This window comes from Streptococcus mobilis, from assembly GCF_059727625.1.
On sequence record NZ_AP041823.1, the window covers coordinates 204,145 to 222,442 of the forward strand.

An 18,298-nucleotide genomic window follows, 5' to 3' on the forward strand; every position below is an offset into this window, starting at 1 on the left:
TTATACATCCTCCATATCAAATGCATGTAGTTTCTTGAAGGCAATCATTGAGATTGAGATCACGATCACAGAGATAATCAAGGTTACCGCTGCGGCCATTGAATATTGAGGAGAAGTATTAGTTGTCAACTTATAGATCCAAGAAATCAAGATATCTGTAGATCCAGCATTTCCTCCGACAGAACCAGGTCCCCCATCGTTAAACAAGTAAATGATGGAGAAGTTGTTGAAGTTGAAGGTGTATTGACTAATCAAGGTTGGTGCTGCAACCGCAAGGATCATTGGGAAAGTAATGTTGCGGAATTTTTGCCAACCGTTGGCACCGTCAATATAAGCAGCTTCGTAAAGATCGTTTGGAATCGATTGAAGAATCCCCAAAGTCAAGACATAGATATAAGGGAAACCGAGCCAACCTTGCATCATAATCAAAGCGATTTTTGTCCAAGTAGGATCGGTCTTCCAAGGAACCAAGACACCATCTAAGAATGGGAAGATCTTGGCAAACAATGGGATAACTTGGGCGTTGATGGCACCGACACTATCGTTAAACATATTTGAGAATGTAAGGATAGTGATGAAGGCTGGAACAGCCCAAGGAAGTAAGAAGATAACCCCAAAGATTCGTTTTCCTTTTATGAATGGTTGGTTTGCCACAATGGCTGTCAAAATACCGAGCACGATTTGAAGAGTTGATGCTGCGAGAGCCCAAATCAAGGTCCAACCAAGAACAGATGTAAAGGCTGAACGGAAGGTACTCAAGGTCCACATGTTAGTGAAGTTTTGGAACCCGATCCAATCCAACAAGGTTGTTGGTGCGGTATGTTTGAAGTCATAGTTGGTAAAGGCGATCATCAAGGTAACCAAAACTGGGAAGATAATCGCAAAGGTCATAGCGATATAAGAAGGGATAATCAAAAGATAAGGGAATCCATTTTCATAGATCGCATGAACCATATCTTTCAAGGTTTTTGGAACGGCAATCCCGTTGTTGATGCGTTTAGCAACTGTCCCAGCGTCCTTAATATTTAAGGCATAAAATAGGAAGTAAACAACAGTGATGATCAAGTGGAAGGCCCCACGGATCAAGATAAAGAGGGAATTATCTTGTCCACGAACGGTTCCAAGTGTGACTAACTTCGCTAATTCTCCAGCTCCAATTCCAATGAAGTAAACGAGAAAGAGAGCAGTCACTGCAAGAAAAATATAGCCTTTAGCTTTTTGTTTGTTATAAATTTGCCCAAGACCCGGGATCAAAGAGAGCCACATAGCCTTTTTTGGGTTTTGTTCTGTAGTCATTCAAATCTCCTTATAATGTCCTTGCCAGAGAGCAAGAAGACAAGTTTGACAGTGATCTAGTAGAAGGTTGATAATGGAACATAAGAGGTTGGGACCTTGTCGCCAACCTCTTACTCAAACCTAAAAACTGTCTTATTTGCTACCGAATTTTTGTTCGATGGTTTCTTTAATCAATTTCACTGCATCGTCAGCAGCAGCTTTTGCAGATTTTTTACCACTTACAGCATCGAAAAGCATAGTAGCAGCTGGATCCCAAACAGCACTCATTTCAGAGATGTTTGGCATTGGTTGAGCGTTCTTGAACTGTTCAACAACGGCAGTTGTCAATTCATCGTTTTTACCAACCGCATATTTACGAGCTTCTGTGTTAGCAGGAACTTCATTGGTCTTGTCAAACAAAGCTTTTTGTTGATCAGTGCTTGTCAAGTAGTCAATGAATTTTTGAGCGCCGTCAAGGTTTTTCGCACCTGAAGGGATAACCCAAGCTTTACCACCACCGAAGGCAGAGTATGCTTTTCCGTTTGGAAGGGTTGGAATTGTTGCGACACCGTAGTTTACTTTAGCTTCTTTCAATGAAGCAGCTTTCCAAGGACCATCGATGATAGCAGCTGTTTTTCCTTCTTGGAATTGTGTTTGGATGAAGTTAGGAGCACCTTTTCTATCTTGCATACCTTTTGGCCATTTAGCATACCAAGTTTTTGCATATTCGATACTATCGACAGAACCTTGGTTGTTCAATCCAATATCTTTAGGATCTGTACCGTCTTTACCAAATACATAACCGCCGTTACCTGAAAGTAAACCGTAAGTGTAGTAGAAGTTTGTCCAGTCAGCTAAGAAGGCAGTTGTTTTACCAGGTTCGCTAGCGAAGTCGTACTTGCTATCTTTTGCAAGATTTTCAAGATCACCAAATGTTTTTGGAGCTTCGCTTAAAAGATCTTTGTTATAGTAGAGAACCAAAGTTTCGATGATAGCAGGTGCACCGTAAACTTTACCACCGTTTGTTACAAGTTCTTCAGTTGTTTTGTCATACTTGCTGTCTTTGTTCAATGCCACTTCAGCCAATTGACCGTCGTTACCAAGACCACCTACACGGTCGTATGGTGCCATCATTACGTCTGGAGCTTTTTTAGATTGGTTATCAAGAGAAAGGTTATCCAATCCACCAAGAGCATCACCAGTCTTGATGTTAATTTTTACGCCATTTTCTTTTTCAAAAGCTTTTGCAGCTTCTTCAACATAAGATTTGTAGCCTTTGTCTACATAGACGTTGATTTCTTTACTTGCCTCAGAAGAACCTGATGAGCTATTGCTACAAGCAGCAAGTAAGAAGCCGGCAAAACCAACTGTACCAAGTACAGCAGCACTACGTAAAATTGTACGTTTCATGATTTATTCCTCCTAAAGAATAAAAAAAGATAATAATTAGAAACCGTTTTAGACAAACGTTTTCCTAAAACGTCTTAAGTATATCACAAGGCGAAAACGTTTGCAAGTAGTTTTAAACAATTTTTTTAAAAATATTTTAATTCCGAACTTTCTTCTATAAAGTGCATCAAATTTGTTGACATTAGCCAAAGGAAAGAATACACTAAGGGGGTGAGGACATTCTGAAAAAAGTTAAAAAAGTTTTTAAGAAATCCCTTGCAGAAAATAGGGAAAAAGTTTATAATAACATGGTACGCAAACGTTTTCGCAAAAATTGCGTAAACTGAGTTGCGCCTGTTCGATTTTTAACAAAGAGTAGAGCCGCTTGAGAGCTGGATACGACTCTGCAACGATACCCATACCGTGCACCGAATCGCAGGCTTCAAAGAAATAAAAAGAGGTGGTAACCCATGAAAAAACGTCAAAGTGGTGTTTTGATGCACATTTCTTCCCTTCCTGGACAATACGGAATCGGATCATTCGGACAATCAGCATATGATTTTGTTGATTTCCTCGTTCGAACCAAGCAACGTTACTGGCAAATCTTGCCGCTTGGTACAACTAGTTATGGAGATTCTCCATACCAATCTTTCTCAGCTTTTGCTGGGAACACTCATTTTATTGATTTCGATCTTTTGATCGAGCAAGGTTTGTTAACAGAAGCAGACCTTAAAGGAGTGGACTTTGGTCAAGATCCTACTCAAGTGGATTATGCAAAGGTTTTCGAACAACGTCGTCCCTTGCTTGAAAAAGCAGTTGCGAATTTCTTAAAATCAAGTGATCAAAAAGAATTCCAAGAATTTTGTGAAGCCAATGCTTCTTGGTTGGAGCTCTTCGCAGAATACATGGCTATTAAAGAACACTTTGATTTGAAAGCTTGGACAGAGTGGCCAGATGCAGCTATTCGTGCGCGTGAGCCAAAAGCTTTGGCTAAATACCGTGAAGAATTGGCTGATAAATTGACTTACCATCGTGTGACTCAATTCTTCTTCTTCCAACAATGGTTGGCCTTGAAAGCTTATGCTAACGACCACCACATTGAAATTGTGGGAGATATGCCAATCTATGTAGCAGAAGATTCAAGCGACATGTGGGCTAATCCTCATCTCTTCAAAACAGATGAAAACGGAAAAGCAACTTGCATTGCAGGATGCCCGCCAGATGAGTTCTCAGCAACTGGTCAACTTTGGGGGAACCCAATCTATGACTGGGAAGCAATGGACAAAGATGGCTACCAATGGTGGATTGAACGCTTGCGTGAAAGCTTCAAGATCTATGACATCGTTCGGATCGACCACTTCCGTGGTTTCGAATCATACTGGGAAATCCCAGCTGGTTCTGAAACTGCCGCACCTGGTAAATGGGTCAAAGGTCCTGGCTACAAACTCTTTGCAGCCGTGAAGGAAGAGCTCGGTGATTTGAACATCATCGCTGAGGACCTTGGCTTCATGACAGACGAAGTCATCGAGCTTCGCGAACGTACTGGCTTCCCAGGAATGAAGATTCTTCAATTTGCCTTCAATCCTGACGATGAAAGTATCGATAGCCCTCACTTGGCACCAAACAACTCTGTGATGTACACTGGAACACATGATAACAACACAGTTCTTGGATGGTACCGCAATGAAATCGACGATCCAACTCGTGAGTACCTTGCTCGTTATACCAACCGGAAAGAGTACGAATCTGTACCGCATGCTATGCTTCGCACCGTCTTTGCTTCCGTCAGCTTCATGGCGATTGCTACGATGCAAGACTTGCTTGAGTTGGATGGTTCAGCTCGGATGAACTTCCCATCAACTCTTGGTGGTAACTGGTCATGGCGAATGACAGCGGATCAATTGACTCCAGCTGTCGAGCAAGAATTGCTTGATTTCACTACGATCTATCGTCGTGAAAACAAAGACTTGAAAAAAGAAGTTACGAAAGCAGAAAAATAATCTTTCCCCCTATTAAAAAATTGTTGAAACAAAGGAGATACTCAACATGGAATCATTACAAAAATATGTGATTGATCATCATCAAAAAACAATTGCAGAATGTTCAAATGAAGAATTGTACCTTGCTTTGCTTAATTACACCAAGCAAGCAAGTGCCCAAAAGAAATTAAATACTGGTAAGAAAAAAGTTTACTACATCTCAGCTGAGTTCTTGATCGGTAAACTCTTGTCTAATAACTTGATCAACTTGGGTCTTTACGACGATGTTAAAAAAGAATTGTCAGATGCTGGTAAAGACTTAATCGAAGTCGAAGAAGTGGAATTGGAACCATCACTTGGTAACGGTGGTTTGGGACGTTTGGCAGCCTGCTTTATCGACTCTATCTCAAGCCTTGGTTTGACAGGGGATGGGGTTGGTTTGAACTACCACTTTGGTTTGTTCCAACAAGTCCTTAAAAACAACCAACAAGAAACGATTCCAAACGCATGGTTGACTGACCAAAGCTGGCTCGTTCGTTCAAGCCGTAGCTACCAAGTGCCATTTGCACACTTCACATTGACTTCTACCCTTTATGATATCGATGTCCCTGGTTACAAGATTGATACCAAGAACCGTTTGCGTTTGTTCGACTTGGATTCAGTTGATTCATCTATTATTGAAGATGGTATTAACTTTGACAAGACAGATATCGCTCGCAACTTGACCCTCTTCTTGTACCCAGATGATAGTAACCGTCAAGGGGAATTGCTCCGTATCTTCCAACAATACTTCATGGTATCAAATGGTGCACAATTGATCATCGACGAAGCCATCGAAAAAGGAAGCAACTTGCATGACCTTGCTGACTATGCTGTTGTCCAAATCAACGATACTCACCCATCAATGGTCATCCCTGAATTGATCCGTCTTTTGACAGAACGTGGTATTGGAATGGATGAAGCTATCTCTATTGTACGTAGCATGACAGCTTACACCAACCACACAATCCTTGCAGAAGCCCTTGAAAAATGGCCACTTGAATTCTTGCAAGAAGTGGTTCCTCACTTGGTACCAATCATTGAAGAATTGGACCGCCGTGTTCGCGCTGAATACAAAGATCCAGCTGTTCAAATCATTGATGAGAATGATCGCGTACACATGGCCCACATGGATATCCACTACGGATTTAGCGTAAACGGGGTTGCAGCTCTCCATACAGAAATCTTGAAGAATTCTGAGTTGAAAGCCTTCTACGATATTTACCCTGAAAAATTCAACAACAAAACAAACGGTATTACCTTCCGTCGTTGGCTCATGCATGCTAACCCAACCTTGTCACACTACTTGGATGATATCCTCGGACGTGACTGGCACCATGACGCATCTAAATTGGAAGACCTTCTTTCTTATGAAGATAAAGATGCCGTCAAAGCCAAATTAGAAAACATCAAGTCTCACAACAAACGCAAATTGGCTCGTTTCTTGAAAGACCATCAAGGTGTGGAAATCAATCCAAATTCTATCTTTGATACCCAAATCAAACGTCTTCACGAATACAAACGTCAACAAATGAACGCTTTGTATGTGATCCACAAATACTTGGATATCAAAGCTGGAAATATCCCTGCTCGCCCAATCACTGTTCTCTTTGGTGGTAAAGCAGCTCCTGCCTACACCATTGCACAAGATATCATCCACTTGATCCTTTGCTTGTCTGAAGTGATTGCAAACGATCCAGCGGTAGCTCCACACTTGCAAGTTGTTATGGTAGAAAACTACAACGTAACTGCTGCAAGCTACTTGATCCCAGCTAGCGATATTTCTGAGCAAATCTCTCTTGCTTCTAAGGAAGCTTCAGGTACTGGTAACATGAAATTCATGTTGAATGGTGCATTGACACTTGGTACGATGGATGGAGCCAACGTGGAAATCGCTGAATTGGTTGGACGTGACAACATCTACATCTTCGGTGAAGATTCAGAAACGGTTATCGATCTTTACGCTAAATCAGCATACAAATCAGCAGACTTCTATGAACGTGAAGCTATCAAACCATTGGTAGACTTCATTGTCAGCGATGCAGTTCTTGCAGTAGGTAACAAGGAACGCTTGACTCGCCTTCATAATGAATTGATCAACAAAGACTGGTTCATGACTCTTCTTGACTTGGAAGACTACATTGTAACCAAAGAACGTATGTTGGCTGACTACGAAGACCGTGATGCATGGTTGGATCAAGTCATCGTTAACATTGCTAAAGCAGGATTCTTCTCATCTGACCGTACGATCGCTCAGTACAACGAAGATATCTGGCACTTAAACTAATCACTAGTTATTAGACCAAGGTTCTTAGGACCTTGGTCTTTTTTTGTAGCTTTGAGAGAGGCCACTGGTGAACTTTAAGAGATGTACAATGGGAGGAAGATAGAGATACGACATTTTTTTCAAATAAACTGAGAAGCTCCTCATAATTGAGAATGGTTTTCTTGTTTGAAGGAAAAAGATAAAAAATGAAACCTAATGGCTATCAAATGAGAATTTTAATGATGTCTTTTTTTTGAATCTGCAAAATACATAAGGGAAAAAGTTACATAATTTAAATTTCTAGAGTCTGTTCCTTACCGATGGATTATAAATATTTATTGTACCTATCTTTGTTTAGTGGTGAAAGTTTTAAAAATAAAAAACAGAGGAAATGCCTTGAGAATCCATTATTTTTTCAATACATAGTGCATTTATTTTCAACGAAAAAATTGGAAATGTTAGCAAATAAAAGTGCTATATATTGAGAGTAAAATAAAAAATTATATTAACACATCTTTTAAAATAGTTGATTGTGATACAATGTAATTAACTGGTAGTAGCATTTTTTTGTACCTACCGTGAGATTTTTTGACTAAAAAGGAGAATATTGGAAATGAAAAGCTATCGTGAACAGTGTTCGAAGCAGGAAAAATTTTCAATTCGTAAATTATCAGTCGGTGTTGTTTCATTGGCCGTCGCTGGATTGGCTACTGTAAACACTTACGGAGCAGAAGTAAAAGCTGACGAGGAGACGGGACCTACAACTGAAGCGACTACTACGGATACAGCAACAAGCGATGCAGCTGTTGCAACAAGTTCTAAGTTGACATCTACAACTGTGACAGAAGGAAATAAAACAGTTACGACTACTTATGTAGAATCACCAGAACTTGAAAAATCAAAAGCTGATGCAGCTACAGAAGGTGTGACAGTTACAGAAGAAGCTGAAAAAGTTCAACCATCTATCGCAGCAGCAGAAGCAGATAATAAAGCCCAAACAGCTGAAATCAACACAGTCGTTGAAAACTACAAAAAGGCAAAAGCTGAGTATGAAACAAAATCTCAAGAAATCACATTGATTGAAAAGAGAAATGCGGAAGCAGAAGCAGATTATCAAAAGAAATTAGCAGAGTACAATCAGCAAAAGGCAGCTTATGATGCCAAAGTAGCAGAAAAAGCAGCAGCAGATAAGGCCAATGCAGAAGCAAAAGCCAAGTATGATGCGGAAATGGTTCTTTATAATGCGGCTAAAGCGCAATACGATAAAGATTTACAAGAATATCAAGCTAAGAAAGCGCAATACGACAAAGATAAAGCAGCCTATGATCAACTTGTTGCTATTAAAGCAGAAGAAGATGCTGCTAAAGCTAAGTATGAAGTGGAGCTTGCTAAATACAATGTAGACCTAGAACAATACGGCAAAGATTTTGCTACATACCAAACAAAACTTGCTGAATATCAAACAGCTTTGGCACAGTACAAAGATGCTAAAAAAGCCTATGATAAGTACATGAATGACAATGGTTTCCAAGATCTTAAAAATGTAGAAACTGTTCAAGATTTGACCTTCCAACGTGAAGGTGGGGCTATTCACACCATTGATGGCATCAACACATATCTTACTCGTGATGCTCAAGCTCGTTTAAATACAAGCAATGTGCATCAGTATGATTCCAATAAATTGGAAGCTTCAGATATTGTAGCAACTAGTCCTTGGGCCAATAATGAAACTGAGTACATTCAAGTGAAAGAAGGCGATAAATTTGTCGTTACTTATGATAACTTGAATCAGTCTAGCATGCGTGAAAATACGGATATGCATCCAATCAAACGCGTGATTTATCGCTATGAGATTTTGAGTCTTCCATCAAATGATAGTAAAGGGATTGCAGCAGTCAGTGTGGACCCAACTGTTACTATGACAGTCGGAGCTTCAACAGATAAAGACAAACCTGTTAAAGTTGCTGTCGATGTTGAATTCTATGATGGTGATGGCAATAAGTTTGATTTGACACAGCATAATGCGATTGTCGCTTTGAACTCCCTCAACCACTGGACAGGTGCATCCTATGTAGATAGCGGAGATAAACCTCGTGCCCTTACAGTAGAAGCCAAAGATAAAGATGGCAACACTGTTCGTGGAACTTGGGATCCATATGCAGATGGTTCATCCATGAGCATTGAAAACAATGCGGTTGTTGTTAAAAATGGAACTGCTGACTTTGGTACTGCTGATGTGACGATCTCTGCTGAAAACCCAATCAAGATTGTGGCACAAAAAGCAACGTGGAATGGAAGTGAATTTACAGTTAGTGAAGAAACTGTAATTGACGCAACTTCAGTCAATGCTTCAGGTGCTGGGAATGGTCACTCTATCGGAACAGATGAATTCACATTTGATGGTAAAGATGATGTTATCGGTTCTTATACGATTGATCCAACTTCAGGACGGATCATCTTCACGCCTAAGAAGAAGTTTGAAAATATAGAGCACCAAGAGTCTGTAAATGTTGGTAACAATAAATACATTCCAATTCCAAATTCAAGTGTTTCTTACGATTCTGCTACAAAAGAGGTAACATCATTTAAAGATAACCAATACATTGAACATGGCTCTATCTTTAATGGTGAATCTTCAACGACTCTTGAAGGTTGGGACAATCCATCTTCTCCATACTTCTATTATGGTGGGGCAGGATTGAAGATGTCTGATGGTCACTTAGTCTTTACGGCTAATGGTGCCAATGCTGCTGGTCAACCAACAGTATATTGGTTCGCGATTAACTCAAATGTTGGTATTCCAAAAAATCCAGGTGAAGCACCAACAGAGCCAACAGCTCCTGAAGAACCAAAGGCTCCAACTCCACCAACGATCACAGTTGAAGTACTACCTGCAGAGCCAACAGCTTCAACTCCGCCAACAGAGCCAACAGCTCCAACAGAGCCAAACTATACAGTAGTGACAGTTGATGCTGAGGAGCCAACAGCTCCAACCCCACCGACTCCAGAAGTCGTTCCAAATACGAATCCGGTGAAACCGGAAGCTGAAGTGAAATGGCATAAGAATAAAGTGGTAACGGAAACAGATATTCCAACCCCACCAACACCAGTTCCACCAACTCCACCAACTCTATATAACCCACCAACACCAATTGTTCCACCGACTCCAGAGGTTCCAACAGAACCAACTCCTGAAGTTCCGGACCAGCCTGTACAACCTGCGCAACCACAAACACCTGCGCTTCCAAATACAGGTACAGAAAGCTCAACTGCAGCTGTTCTTGCAGTTGCGATGGCTGGATTGCTTGGATTGGGTCTTGCACGCAAGAAAAAAGAAGATTAATTCTTGTTTCTTTCGTTCATTCATCTAAATAAAGAAAGTCAGAAGGCAAGTCCTTCTGGCTTTTTTGATGGAGTGATGACCAAATAGTTGAGAAATAGAACAGAATAGTTTTTGGATAAGGAGAGGAAATGGCTTTTATAGACCAAATCGTGTCGAAATGAAGCAGAATAGAAATGGATGACACAAGAAGAAGAGAATGAGGTATACTGGTGGTGTTCGAATGAAAGTTTATAGGACTCCGTTATATCTCTAATCATTCCAATTATACAGTTGCGATGGCTTTTCATCTTTTGCACACATTACTTTTCCAAATGAATTTCATTTGAACGTATCAGTGATCAGGCAAGTGCTTCCACGGTTTTGAGGCGCTTGCCTTTCTATCTGTATCGCGATATAATAGGGTGTAAGAAATGAAAAGGAGTTTGTATGAAAAAGAAACCTATCTATCTTTACATCCTGTTATTTTTCTCTACGGTTGGAACCCTAACTTCAGCTGTTTCAACCTTTGGAGCTTCAAAGAGTTTTGAGTTGACAGATGATTTTGCGAAACAACTTGGTTTAACAACGGCTCAAGACAAGGCTGACTATGTGACATATTATGAGAAATCAGCCCAACTCAATCAGTCTCCATTAACCTTTTTATTTGTTTCCCTGATTCTGATTGCTTTGCTTGCAACTTTCTATTTCCTCTTTATGAAGCAGGATCTGTTAACAGCACATTATACTTATATGGGGCAGATTTTATTAAGTCAAGCCTTCTCTTGCTATAATTATTTTGCAGGGCGTCCACTGTTAGCTAGTTTTTCAACTCCGTCCCTTCGCCAACGATATCTGGCATCTTCGTCCATTGCTTTGTTACTCTTGACTGCTTTATCTCTTCTCTTCCTTGGAATTGTTTTGTATAAAACCTTGCGTTTGAGAAAAGCTCAAGCTACGGCGTAATAGATAAGTTTAAAGGGAGCTCTCTTAGAGGATAAGAGAGCTTCTTGATTGGAGAAAAAAGATGAAAGTATCCTTTGTTTATATTAGTCTGAGTGGAAATACAGAGAGTTTTGTCCGTCGCTTAAGTGACTATTTGCTGGAAGTCCATCCCGGACTTGAAATCGAGAAAGTTCATGTGAAAGACCTGGTCAAAGAGGGCCAGCCCTTCTTTGAAATGACCAATCCTTTTATCACTTTTTTGCCTACCTATTTGGAGGGTGGAAATGGTGTTGACAATGGCGATGTGGAAATTTTGACGACAGATGTCGCGGATTTTATTGCTTATGGAGACAATGCCAGCAAGTGCTTAGGAGTGGTTGGATCAGGCAATCGGAATTTTAACAATCAATATTGTTTAACCGCTAAGCAATACAGCCAACGCTTTGGTTTCCCCATGTTAGCCGATTTTGAAATGCGGGGGATGTTGGGAGATATTAAAAAAGTAGCTGCCATTGTAGAAGAGTTGTATCATCTTTAAAATAAAGAGAGTGGGACAGAAATCGGTAATTCGTTAGAATTCGATTTCGTCGTCCCACCTCCGCACAGTTGAGTAGGGCTGTAAAAGCTGATGAAATCAGCATAGTAGAGCCCACTCAACCACTGCGTCTTGCTCGACAATCCAAAAATAATTGAGAGGCTAGGACTTTTGTCCCAGCCTCTTATTTGTTGCGACTGAATAGAAGAGGAGTCACATTTTATATGACTCCTCTTCTATGGCTTATTTTAATTTTTCAGTGATTTCTTTAGCAAGTAGGAGTCCCAATCGATAGTCCTTGTTGATTGCATGGATGACATCGTTGATATTGTCGGTCTCTTGGATTTTTTCCTTGATGCTATCTTTAAAAGCTTGATCTTTCAAGAGTTGCTCTTGTAAGAGCCGTTGTAGTTTTTCTCTTTCGTACTTGTTAAATAAAAAGAGGACCACTAAACTGATGAGGATTAAGATGTAAACGGTTTGATTCATAGATTTCTCCTGTATATAAAGGATCTGAAAATGTAGAGAATGAAGGGCATTGGGCATGAGAAAAGGAGTGAGAAAGAACTAAATTGAATCGCATTTAGTTTCTCCTCTCACTCCCATAAGAGATGTTCTACTTATCAATCATTAGATAAGAAATTACATTTTCTCAGGTGCATCGACACCAAGTAAGCGAAGGGCTTCTTTTAAGACTACTGCTGTTGAGTAGCTAAGAGCAAGACGGCTTTCGCGTTCTGGGCTTTCATCCAAGATACGAGTGTGTGCATAGTATTTGTTGAAGGCTTGAGCCAAGTTGATAGCATATTTTGCGATCAAGGATGGATCATAGTTTTCAGCAGCACGTTTGACAACACGAGAGAAGTCTTGGAGAAGCTTGATGATTTCCCAGCTTTCAGGATCGCTCAAGCTGTATGTCGCATCTGTAGATGGTGTAAAGTTTGCTTTGCGAAGGATTGATTGGATACGAGCGTAAGCGTATTGAACGTAAGGTCCAGTTTCTCCTTCGAAGGATACCATGGCTTCGAGGTCGAAGTCATACCCGTTGCGGCGGTCCGTCTTCAAGTCGTAGAATTTAACCGCACCAACACCGACTGCATGTGCTACTTCTTCCTTATTTTCAAGTTCAGGATTCTTTTCTTCGATCTGAGCTTTGGCACGAGAGATGGCTTCTTGAAGAGTTGGTTCGAGAAGGATGATATTTCCTTTACGAGTTGACAATTTTTGGCGGTTTTTCGTCACCAAACCAAAGTCAACGTGAACCATATCGTCGCTCCAGTCAAATCCCATTTTCTTCAAAACAGCTTTCAACTGACGGAAGTGGTTGGATTGTTCTTGACCTACAGCATAGATGTTTTTCACAAAGTTGTAAGTCCGTGCACGGTAGATAGCGGTTGCGATATCACGAGTGATATAAAGGGTTGCACCGTCTGATTTTTTGATCATAGCTGGTGGAAGGTTGACATCATCCAACTCAACGATGCTAGCCCCTTTAGATTCTTTCAACAAGCCTTTGTCTTCAAGGATTTGAACCCCTTCATCCATCTTGTCGTTGTAGAAAGCTTCCCCGTTTAAGCTATCAAACTCAACACCGAGGAGTTTGTAGATACGGTTGAATTCCACCAAGCTTTCGTCACGGAACCATTGCCACAATTCAGTTGCTTCTGGATCCCCATCTTCCAATTTTTTGAACCATTTACGTCCTTCTTCATCAAGCTCAGGATCGTTTTCGATTTCAGCGTTGATTCGAACGTAAAGTTTTAGCAATTCATCGATTGGGTTGGCTTCGACAGCTTCCTTGCTACCCCATTTTTTGTAGGCCACCATCAGGAGACCGAACTGTTTACCCCAGTCTCCCAAGTGGTTGATTTTAATCGTGTTGTAGCCCATTTTGCGGAAGATGTTCGAAAGAGCATCCCCGATAACGGTTGAGCGCAAGTGACCAACTGAGAATGGTTTTGCGATATTTGGACTTGAAAGGTCGATGGTAATGTTTTGGCCATGACCTTCGTCTTGTTGACCGTAGTCTGCCCCTGCTTCGATGACGGATTTGATTACCTGATCAGAGATCTTAGATTTGTCTAAGAAGAAGTTCACGTAAGGTCCAGTTGCAACGACTTTTTCGAAGGCACTTTGGTCGATCTTTTCAGCAATATCTGCAGCGATTGCTTGAGGAGCCTTGCGTTCCACTTTTGCAAGTGAGAAGGCTGGAAAAGCAATGTCACCAAGATCAGATGATTTTGGTTGTTCAAGCAAGTTTAAAATAGCATCTTGGTCAAGAGAGTCAATCACTTTGGCCAATTCACTAGCAATGAGTTCTTTATTGTTCATATTAGCTCCTTAGTCCTTTTAACTATTATTTTAACACAATTCTGAGCGAATTTTCAATTTTTTTGGTATAATTTAAAGTATATTTATTCAAAAGTGGAGGTCCAATGAAAAAGACAGAACGTCACCTTTTGATTCAACAAATGATTCGAAATGAAAAATTGTCGACTCAAAAAGAGATTCAGGATCGATTAGAAGCAAAAGGAATTGCTGTAACGCAAACAACTCTGTCACGAGATTTGCGCGATCTGGGTCTAGTCAAGGTGAAACGAAAAGACCAGTTGTATTATATTTTGCCAAATGAGCCTGAGGTGGCAGAGATTTATATTATGTTGTCCAGCCACGCCAAGTCTGTCTCACGAGCAGAATTCACTTTGGTTTTGCGGACAGAGCTAGGAGAAGCAGCTCTCTTGGCCAATGGTGTAGATGAAATGTCAGATGAGCGTATTTTGGGAACAGTAGCAGGGGCCAATACCCTCTTGATTGTCTGCCGTGACCAAGAGGCAGCCATTGAAATTCAAAATGAAATTTTAGGGATGATGCAGTAATCAAGCCCCGTTGGAGAGAAAGAGAGATGTCAAAAGGAGGAAGATAGTGAGCTATCTACTCCTGTTTTCATCTATGGAGCTTGTGTCAGAAAATGATGCAACAGTAAGGAATAAAGAAGTATGGCAGTAGAGAAAATATCCCCTGGAATGCAGCAGTATCTAGATATCAAAAAAGACTATCCGGATGCCTTTTTGCTGTTTCGAATGGGAGATTTTTACGAATTATTTTATGAAGATGCAGTGAATGCAGCTCAAATTTTAGAGATTTCCTTAACCTCACGGAATAAAAATGCAGAGAATCCGATCCCCATGGCGGGTGTTCCCTACCACTCGGCTCAGCAGTATATTGATGTTCTCATTGAACAGGGGTATAAGGTCGCGATTGCAGAACAAATGGAAGACCCCAAAGAAGCCAAGGGGGTCGTTAAGCGGGAAGTTGTACAGGTGATTACGCCGGGTACAGTGGTGGATTCGACCAAGCCAGATAGTGAGAACAACTTCCTGGTTGCTTTGGATCGTTCAGGAAATGAGTATGGGCTAGCCTATATGGATCTGGTGACAGGGGAGTTTCAGGTGACGACCCTCAATGACTTTAGCATGGTTTGTGGAGAAATCCGCAATTTACGTGCGCGTGAGGTGGTCCTGGGTTATGAGTTGCCAGAACAGGAAGAGCGTGTGTTTGTGAGCCAGATGAATCTCTTGTTGTCACATGTAGAGACGGCGCTCGACGATGTTCAACTCTTAGGGGATCAGTTGAGTGAGCTCGAAAAGAAAACGGCTGGAAAACTTCTCCAGTATGTCCACCAGACACAAATGCGGGAATTGAGCCACCTCAAAAAAGCCCATCATTATGAGATTTGCGATTTCTTGCAGATGGACTTTGCGACCAAGGCTAGTCTTGATTTGACAGAGAATGCGCGAACTGGGAAGAAACATGGTAGCTTGTATTGGTATTTGGATGAAACCAAGACGGCCATGGGAGGTCGTTTGTTGCGATCCTGGATTCAGAAACCCTTAGTCGATTTGAAACGGATTCGAGAGCGCCAGGACATCATTCAGGTCTTTATGGATCATTTCTTTGAACGGAGCGATTTGACCGACAGCCTCAAAGGGGTCTATGACATTGAACGCTTAGCGAGTCGGGTTTCCTTTGGCAAGATCAATCCTAAGGATCTCTTGCAGCTAGGAGATACTCTGGGTCATGTGCCGACGATCAAGTCGATTCTACTGGGGATTGGTGATCCGGTCTTAGATGTCTTGATTGCACGCTTGGATGAACTTCCTGAGTTGCACCGCTTGATTACCTCAGCGATTGCTCCGGAAGCGTCTGCTGTTATTACAGAGGGAAATATCATCCGAACCGGTTTTGACGAGCAATTGGACCAGTACCGTGTCGTTCTTCGGGATGGCACTGGTTGGATTGCTGAGATTGAGGCCAAGGAACGCGAAGCTAGTGGCATTACCGGTCTGAAAATTGATTACAACAAGAAGGATGGCTACTATTTCCATGTCACCAATTCTCAATTGAACCACGTTCCTGCTCATTTTTTCCGCAAGGCGACCTTGAAAAATTCAGAACGCTTTGGTACGGAGGAATTGGCACGCATCGAAGGAGATATGCTAGAGGCGCGTGAGAAGTCTGCTAATTTGGAATATACAATTTTTATGCAGATTCGTGAAGAAGTTGGCAAGTATATCCAACGTCTGCAACAGTTAGCTCAGGCGATTGCGACGGTTGATGTTTTACAAAGTCTAGCCAGTGTCGCTGAGTCGCAACAGTTGAATCGTCCCCTCTTTCATGAAGAACGGCGAATCGCGATCGACAAAGGTCGTCATCCGGTTGTTGAAAAAGTGATGGGAGCCCAGTCCTATATTCCTAATAGCATCTTTATGGATGAGGAACGGGATATTCAGCTGATTACTGGGCCAAATATGAGCGGGAAGTCTACCTATATGCGCCAATTGGCGATCATTGTGATTCTTGCCCAAATTGGCTCCTATGTACCAGCGCAAAAGGCCGAGTTGCCAATCTTTGATGCGATTTATACCCGAATCGGAGCTGCTGATGACCTGGTATCGGGTCAGTCTACCTTCATGGTGGAAATGATGGAGGCCAATCACGCCATTCGCAAGGCAACGACCCAGTCCTTGATTTTGTTTGATGAGTTGGGACGGGGAACGGCGACCTATGATGGGATGGCCCTCGCCCAATCCATCATCGAATACATTCACGATCGCACGGGTGCCAAAACCTTGTTTGCGACCCATTACCATGAGTTGACGGCACTTTCAGAAACTTTGTCTCGCTTGGAAAATGTCCATGTTGCGACTCTGGAGCGAGATGGTCAGGTTACCTTCTTGCACAAGATTGAACCCGGCCCAGCAGATAAGTCCTATGGGATTCACGTGGCCAAGATCGCTGGTTTGCCAGAAGAATTGCTGAAGCGGGCGGATGCGATTTTGACCAAGCTCGAAGGACAAGCCCAGCAAGTACCGCTTGCGGATGCAACCCCTAAAAAGGAAGTACCTTCACAGGTTGCTGAACAAATGTCCCTCTTTGAGGAAGAAACAGAAAGTACAGTGATCACAGAATTGAAGAATCTGGATCTCTACAATATGACTCCGATGGAAGTCATGATGGCAGTCGCCGAATTGAAAAAGAAATTGTAAAAGAAGATCCTCGTAATAGCGAGGATCTTCTTTTAGTGCTTAGCAATGCTTTGATTGATTTCTTGAACTTGTTTTTTATAAAAATGATGTGAGACCAACCAGATGATCACGTAAACAAGGGTGAATTCGACAATGAGTGAGAGGTAAAATCCGAGTCGTGCTGGAAACCAGCCGGCTAACGTAGCTAGGGGAATAAAGCCAAGCAACATGAGCAAGTAATGGCTCAGAGTAGCCCGTAAGAGGCTCCAGTCTTTTTGAAAGAGGAGACTCCCGAAGCTAAAGAGGACCCCAATCGCACCCCAAACGAGGGCGCAATAGAGCATGACCAGTGAGCCGTGAACATGATGCAAGAACATCCAGCGGCCGACTGCAGAGTTGGGACTTAAGGGAAGGTACAACTCAGGTGAGAAGAGGTAGGAAAAGAAGATGGATAAGATGAGCCCGATGAAAATCCCTTTTAGGGCGTCAGAAAAAGATTGTTTTAGCATGATAATTTCTCCTTAATGGCTTTTAAATAACGACGGGAGGAGTAGGTCAGACTCCCGTTTTTAAGATAGATTTGCACCGATCCTCCACTAGTAAAGTGCAGGTGATCGATTTCTTTTGTGTTGATAATTTCAGATTGGGAAATTTTGAGAAAGCAGGTCGGTAAGTCTTCAGATAACTGATAGAGTGGCCCAGTCAGAATAAATTGATCTGTCATGGTCTCGCCAATTACTTGCCGATTTTCAATGTAAAAACGTTGGAATAGCTGGCTTTCGATCAGGTAAGCTTCCCCATCCTTTTTGGCACGTAAGCGCCCTTTTTGATCCAATTCTTCCACAAAGTCACGGATTTTCTCTACACGCGCAGATAGTGCAGGTGCTGTGATCATCACCGCTTCTTCTTGGAAGTGGGAATCAATTTGTACTTCAACTTTCATAAGATCGTTTCTCCCTCCTTTGGGTAAAGTCGTTTGGCCTGCTAGCCCGGCTCCTTCTTTACACTACTATTAAACACTTTTTC

Annotated in this window: 13 protein-coding genes; 7 read left to right on the top strand and 6 right to left on the bottom strand. The window is 41.7% G+C overall.

Going from position 1 to position 18,298, the window contains the following annotated elements; translation table 11 throughout:
* Together AC6IZR_RS01140 and AC6IZR_RS01145 are read right to left on the bottom strand one after the other, a co-directional pair.
* On the bottom strand, window positions 1-1,296 hold the full coding sequence (locus AC6IZR_RS01140; RefSeq protein WP_497848611.1) for a sugar ABC transporter permease: 1,296 nt from the start codon (window positions 1,294-1,296) through the stop codon (window positions 1-3).
* 132 nt (window positions 1,297-1,428) lie between these two features.
* Window positions 1,429-2,685 (bottom strand): extracellular solute-binding protein, encoded by a 1,257-nt coding sequence (locus AC6IZR_RS01145; protein ID WP_497848612.1) that lies wholly within the window; start codon window positions 2,683-2,685, stop codon window positions 1,429-1,431.
* A gap of 449 nt (window positions 2,686-3,134) precedes the next feature.
* Between AC6IZR_RS01145 and malQ the strand changes: the two genes are divergently transcribed.
* The 5 genes from malQ (at window position 3,135) to nrdI (ending at window position 11,750) form a co-directional block, all read left to right on the top strand.
* Window positions 3,135-4,664, top strand: a complete 1,530-nt coding sequence (gene malQ / locus AC6IZR_RS01150) for a 4-alpha-glucanotransferase (protein ID WP_497848613.1) — start codon at window positions 3,135-3,137, stop codon at window positions 4,662-4,664.
* Between the two features lie 46 nt (window positions 4,665-4,710).
* Entirely contained in the window at window positions 4,711-6,969 is a 2,259-nt protein-coding gene (glgP, locus tag AC6IZR_RS01155; protein WP_342983926.1) for a glycogen/starch/alpha-glucan family phosphorylase, read from the top strand.
* 592 nt (window positions 6,970-7,561) lie between these two features.
* Window positions 7,562-10,291 carry a GbpC/Spa domain-containing protein gene (locus tag AC6IZR_RS01160; RefSeq protein WP_497848614.1) on the top strand — a complete coding sequence of 910 codons (2,730 nt, stop codon included), beginning with the start codon at window positions 7,562-7,564 and terminating at the stop codon, window positions 10,289-10,291.
* Window positions 10,292-10,717: 426 nt separating this feature from the next.
* Window positions 10,718-11,233: an ABC transporter permease gene (locus AC6IZR_RS01165; RefSeq protein ID WP_070587705.1), complete on the top strand. Its 516-nt coding sequence runs from the start codon at window positions 10,718-10,720 to the stop codon at window positions 11,231-11,233.
* A gap of 61 nt (window positions 11,234-11,294) precedes the next feature.
* The gene (nrdI, locus tag AC6IZR_RS01170) at window positions 11,295-11,750 is read left to right on the top strand and encodes a class Ib ribonucleoside-diphosphate reductase assembly flavoprotein NrdI (RefSeq protein WP_070587707.1); all 456 of its coding nucleotides are present in this window, start codon (window positions 11,295-11,297) and stop codon (window positions 11,748-11,750) included.
* A gap of 240 nt (window positions 11,751-11,990) precedes the next feature.
* On the opposite strand, the gene AC6IZR_RS01175 is transcribed toward nrdI, so the two are convergent.
* Window positions 11,991-12,236 carry a hypothetical protein gene (locus AC6IZR_RS01175; protein WP_023919916.1) on the bottom strand — a complete coding sequence of 82 codons (246 nt, stop codon included), beginning with the start codon at window positions 12,234-12,236 and terminating at the stop codon, window positions 11,991-11,993.
* A 153-nt stretch (window positions 12,237-12,389) separates the two neighbouring features.
* Window positions 12,390-14,078, bottom strand: a complete 1,689-nt coding sequence (argS, locus tag AC6IZR_RS01180; RefSeq protein WP_049507196.1) for an arginine--tRNA ligase — start codon at window positions 14,076-14,078, stop codon at window positions 12,390-12,392.
* 104 nt (window positions 14,079-14,182) lie between these two features.
* On the opposite strand from argS, the gene argR reads away from it, so the two are divergent.
* Both argR and mutS read left to right on the top strand, forming a co-directional pair.
* Entirely contained in the window at window positions 14,183-14,623 is a 441-nt protein-coding gene (argR, locus tag AC6IZR_RS01185; protein ID WP_023919910.1) for an arginine repressor, read from the top strand.
* A 120-nt stretch (window positions 14,624-14,743) separates the two neighbouring features.
* Entirely contained in the window at window positions 14,744-17,293 is a 2,550-nt protein-coding gene (gene mutS, locus AC6IZR_RS01190) for a DNA mismatch repair protein MutS (RefSeq protein WP_497848615.1), read from the top strand.
* A 32-nt stretch (window positions 17,294-17,325) separates the two neighbouring features.
* On the opposite strand, the gene AC6IZR_RS01195 is transcribed toward mutS, so the two are convergent.
* Both AC6IZR_RS01195 and AC6IZR_RS01200 read right to left on the bottom strand, forming a co-directional pair.
* Window positions 17,326-17,781, bottom strand: a complete 456-nt coding sequence (locus AC6IZR_RS01195) for a DUF3021 domain-containing protein (protein WP_049474159.1) — start codon at window positions 17,779-17,781, stop codon at window positions 17,326-17,328.
* Complete coding sequence (locus AC6IZR_RS01200; RefSeq protein WP_021154101.1) at window positions 17,775-18,215, bottom strand: LytTR family DNA-binding domain-containing protein; 441 nt, start codon at window positions 18,213-18,215, stop codon at window positions 17,775-17,777. Before AC6IZR_RS01200 ends, AC6IZR_RS01195 begins: the two co-directional genes overlap by 7 nt.
* Window positions 18,216-18,298 lie beyond the last annotated feature (83 nt).